The 4,434-nt window shown below is 73.2% G+C and carries 6 protein-coding genes; 1 reads left to right on the forward strand and 5 read right to left on the reverse strand.

Going from position 1 to position 4,434, the window contains the following annotated elements:
* The 5 genes from AC13HU_RS32945 to AC13HU_RS32965 form a co-directional block, all read right to left on the reverse strand.
* On the reverse strand, positions 1 to 627 hold a 627-nt coding region (locus AC13HU_RS32945; RefSeq protein WP_483045653.1), incomplete at its 3' end, for a DedA family protein.
* A gap of 16 nt (positions 628 to 643) precedes the next feature.
* On the reverse strand, positions 644 to 820 hold the full coding sequence (locus tag AC13HU_RS32950; protein WP_483045654.1) for a hypothetical protein: 177 nt from the start codon (positions 818 to 820) through the stop codon (positions 644 to 646).
* A gap of 117 nt (positions 821 to 937) precedes the next feature.
* Positions 938 to 1,294: a PRC-barrel domain-containing protein gene (locus AC13HU_RS32955; protein ID WP_483045655.1), complete on the reverse strand. Its 357-nt coding sequence runs from the start codon at positions 1,292 to 1,294 to the stop codon at positions 938 to 940.
* A 107-nt stretch (positions 1,295 to 1,401) separates the two neighbouring features.
* Positions 1,402 to 2,844, reverse strand: coding sequence for an NADP-dependent phosphogluconate dehydrogenase (gene gndA / locus AC13HU_RS32960; protein ID WP_483045656.1), 1,443 nt, complete (start codon positions 2,842 to 2,844; stop codon positions 1,402 to 1,404).
* Positions 2,845 to 3,035: 191 nt separating this feature from the next.
* Positions 3,036 to 3,317, reverse strand: a complete 282-nt coding sequence (locus tag AC13HU_RS32965) for a GlsB/YeaQ/YmgE family stress response membrane protein (RefSeq protein WP_328473247.1) — start codon at positions 3,315 to 3,317, stop codon at positions 3,036 to 3,038.
* 271 nt (positions 3,318 to 3,588) lie between these two features.
* On the opposite strand from AC13HU_RS32965, the gene AC13HU_RS32970 reads away from it, so the two are divergent.
* Positions 3,589 to 4,434, forward strand: an 846-nt coding sequence (locus tag AC13HU_RS32970; RefSeq protein WP_483045657.1) for an ABC transporter transmembrane domain-containing protein, incomplete at its 3' end; no start/stop codon positions are given.

Below are 4,434 nucleotides of genomic sequence, written 5' to 3' on the forward strand. Positions count from 1 at the left end.
CTCCTCCCCCGCCTTCTCCTCCCCCGCCTCCTGCCGCCGGCGCCTGAAGTGCCAGTAGACGAGGGCCGCGACCACGGCCACCGCGATGACGATCGCGACGGCCGTGCCGGCGGTGTGCTCGACGCGCTTGTACGCGTCGCCCGCGTAATAGCCGAGCAGGGTGAAGCCGACGCCCCAGACGAGACCGCCGGCCGCGTTGAAGACGAGGAAGACCCGGTAGGGCATGCGGGAGATGCCCGCGAGCGCGGGCATCAGGGCGCGGAAGAAGGCGATGAAGCGGCCGAGGAAGACCGCGGCCGGGCCGCGCCTGCGGATCAACTCCTCGGCACGGCCGATGCGTTCGCGGTGCCCGCGCAGCGCGCGGCTGTCCAGGATGCGCGGGCCGAACCGCCGGCCGACCTCGTAGCCCACGCTGTCACCGGCCACCGCCGCGAGCACCACCACCACGCACAGCCAGAACACCGACACCCGGCCCTGGCTGGCGACGACCCCGCCGAGCACCGCCGCGGTCTCGCCGGGCAGCACGAACCCGAAGAAGAGAGCGTCCTCGCAGAAGACGAGGGCGCCGACGATCGCGTAGACGGCCGGGCCGGAGGAGCGCGCGAGCCAGTCGGTGATGGAGCTCATCGGGCCGCCGGCCGCTTCAACGGACCGGCCGCTTGCGGCGCGGCCTGTTACGACGCAGCCGCCACACGCCCCACGCCAGGTCCGCGACGAACACCACGATGCCGATCGCGAGCAGGAAGCCCAGGCCCCCGGCGACCGCGCCGATCAGGCCGAGGACGATCGCCACGATGATCAGCAGGAGGAACAGGCTCATGGTCCGATGTCCTTTCGGGGCGGTGGGCGATCGGCCGGCGGTACCCGTCGGACGCTGCTCGGATGCCGTCGGATGCCGGCCGGGACCGGCACTCCGGTTGCCGGCCGCGGGGTACGGTCAGCGGCGGGCGAGGAGCCGGGTGCCCTTCGCCGCCGGCTCGTACGGGAGCCCGTAGTGCTGGAAGATCGCCTCCTCGTCCTCGACCGGAAGGACGTCGTCCGTCCCGATCGAGGGGGCCGACTTCACCAGCGCCTTGGCGTAGGGGACCCGTACGTAGCCCGGACCGATCACTGCCGCCGAGACGGGCACGAACACCAGCCGGTGCCGCGTGGGCAGTCCGATCCGGACCGTTGCCACCGCGGGCTGGTCGGTGGTGGTGTCCACGTAGACCGCCTCCAGGGCGCCGATCTTGTGGCTCTCCTCGTCGACCACGTCGTGGTCGCGCCACTCGCGCAGATCAGCGGGCTCGATCATCCCCAACCTACCTTTCGCCGGGGCACGCCCGGTGCCCTGTGCGTGGTCGCATTCCCCCGTTAGGTGGCGTTACGCGCAGTGCCTGTCGGGTGGCTGCCGACCGGCGCTCACCCGGCTTCGACCTCGTCACGGTTGCCGCCCCACAGCGTGTGGAACACGCCCTCGCGGTCGATGCGCCGGTAGGTGTGGGCGCCGAAGAAGTCGCGCTGGGCCTGGGTGAGGGCGGCCGGCAGCCGCTCGGCGCGCAGCGCGTCGTAGTAGGCGAGCGCGGCGGAGAAGCCGGGGGCGGGCACTCCGCCGCGCGCGGCCGCGGCCACCACGGCCCGCCAGTCGTCCTGGGCGGCGCCGATCTCGGCGGCGAACCGTTGGTCGGACAGCAGGCTGGGCAGGTCGGGGCGGCCCTCGTACGCGGCGGTGATCCGGTCCAGGAACGCGGCCCTGATGATGCAGCCGCCGCGCCAGATCGCCGCGATCCGGCCCAGGTCGATGTCCCAGTCGTAGGCGTCGCTGCCGGCCTGGATCTGGTGGAAGCCCTGGGTGTAGGAGACGATCTTCGACGCGTACAGGGCCTGTTCGACCTGGTCGGCGAAGTCGGCCGCGGCCTGGCCCGACAGGGCCTTCGCGTGCGGGCCGGGCAGGCCGCGGGAGGCGGCGCGCAGGTCGGCGTGGCCGGAGACCGAGCGGGCGAAGACCGCCTCGGCGATCCCGGAGACGGGCACGCCCAGGTCGAGCGCGGTCTGCACGGTCCAGCGGCCGGTGCCCTTCTGCTCGGCCTGGTCGGTGACGACGCCCACGAAGGGGCGGCCGGTCGCGGCGTCGGTGTGGGCCAGCACCTCGGCGGTGATCTCGATCAGGTACGAGTCGAGCCGCCCGGTGTTCCAGGTGCGGAAGATCTCGGCGATCTGCGCCGGGGTGTAGCCGCCGATGGCCCGCAGCAGGTCGTACGCCTCGGCGATGAGCTGCATGTCGGCGTACTCGATGCCGTTGTGCACCATCTTCACGAAGTGGCCGGCGCCGTCGGGGCCGACGTGGGTGGTGCAGGGCGTGCCGTCCTTGGCCTTCGCGGCGATCCGCTCCAGCAGCGGGCCGAGCGACTCGTACGACTGCGCGGAGCCGCCGGGCATGATGGACGGGCCGTTCAGCGCGCCCTCCTCGCCGCCGGAGACGCCGGTGCCGACGAAGTGGATGCCCTGCGCGCGCAGTTCCCGCTCGCGACGCCGGGTGTCCGCGAAGTGCGCGTTGCCGCCGTCGATGATCACGTCGCCCTCTTCGAGCAGCGGGGCGAACTCGCGGATCACCGCGTCGGTGGGGTCGCCGGCCTTGACCATGATGAGCAGCCGGCGGGGGCGCTTGAGGGCGGCCACGAACTCCTCGGGGGTGCCGGTGGCCACGAAGGCGCCCTCGTCGCCGTGCTCGTCGACGAGGGCGGTGGTCTTGGCGGTGGTCCGGTTGTGCAGCGCCACGGTGAAGCCGTGGCGGGCGAAGTTCCGGGCGAGATTGCTGCCCATGACGGCAAGACCGGTCACGCCGATGTCCGCCGTTGCGCTCATGTTCCGCTCCTGGTGCCGCTCCGGGGGCCGTGGGTGTCGCTCCGGTCATTGTGCTCGGCCGGTGGCCGCCCGGCCCGTGCACAGGGGCCGTTCGGGGGCACGGTGCGGGCCCGCGCGGGGCCGGGGGCGGACCGGGCCGGGGCTCCGGCCCGGACCGGGCCGGGCGGGGCCGGGCGGCCCGGCCGGGCCGCTCAGCGTCGACTTCGGCGGTCGCGGGAGTCCCCGAACAGCAGGCGGTAGGCGATCAGCAGCACCAGCGAGCCGCCGATCGCGGCCAGCCAGGTGTGACCGTCGAAGAAGTGGTGCGGCACGGGCTTGTCCAGCAGCTTGGCCGACAGCCAGCCGCCGAGGAAGGCCCCGACGATGCCGATGACGATGGTGCCCAGCACCCCACCCGGGTCACGCCCGGGCAGCAGGAGCTTGGCGATCGCCCCGGCGAGCAGTCCCAGAATGATCCAACCGATGAGTCCCATGCAGGCCGTATGCCCCCCGGATCGCCGGACACACCGCAAACTCCGCCGGATGGAGGGTTGTTACGGCGCCGGGACGCGCCCGCGACGCGGCTGCGACAGCCCGGACGGGAGACGGGTCGAGGACCCGGGCGAGACGGATCGGTGACGGGCGCCCGAATGGCGAAATATGCGTTGGCCCGCGGGCGTGCTGCTCTGCGATGGTGGCGCCCATGCACCTACCCCAGCCGACGCCCCCGCCCCGGCCGTACCGCAAGAACCGCGGGCGGCTGCGGTGATCGACGCGTACGCGGACCCCGGAACGCCCGACCACCGCAGCGCGGGCCGCTATCTGTGGTGGCTGCTCACCTGTCAGCCCGGCCGTACGGCGGGCGGCGCGCTGCTCGGCACCGTATGGATGGTGCTCATCACCCTGACGCCTTACGTCCTGTCCCGCGCGATCGACGACGGGCTGGAGCCGGGCCGGATGGGCGCGCTCACCGCGTGGAGCGGGGTCCTGCTGGGCCTGGGCGTGGTCAACTCCTGGGTGAGCGTCATGCGGCACCGCACCATGACCAGGCTGCGGATGGACGCGACCTTCCGCACCATCAAGTCGGTGGTCGGGCAGGCGACCCGGCTGGGTGCGGCGCTGCCGCGGCAGGCGGGTGCCGGCGAGGTCGTCACGATCGGCGTCACCGACGTCCAGCAGATCAGCCAGTCCCTCACGATGACCGGCCCGGGCGTCGGCGCGATGATCGCCTACCTCGTGGTGGCCGGACTGCTGCTGTCGATCTCCGTGTCGCTCGCGTTGGTGGTGCTGCTCGGGGTGCCGGTCATCGCGCTGCTGGTCGGCCCGCTGCTGGGGCGGCTGCGCGGGGCCGAGGCGGTCTACCGCGAGCAGCAGGGCGGTCTGACCGCCCGGATCGGCGACCTGTCGGGCGGGCTGCGGGTGCTCAACGGCCTCGGCGGGAAGCAGCTGTTCGCCGACGCCTTCCGCCGGGACTCCGGCGAGTTGACCGGGCAGGGGTACCGGGTCGGGGCCGTGACGAGCTGGGTGCAGGCGCTCGGCGTCGGGCTGCCGATGGTCTTCCTCGCGCTCGTGACCTGGCTCGCGGCCCGCCTGGCCGTCCAGGGCTCGATC

The sequence above is a fragment of the Streptomyces sp. NH27 genome (genome assembly GCF_056859195.1).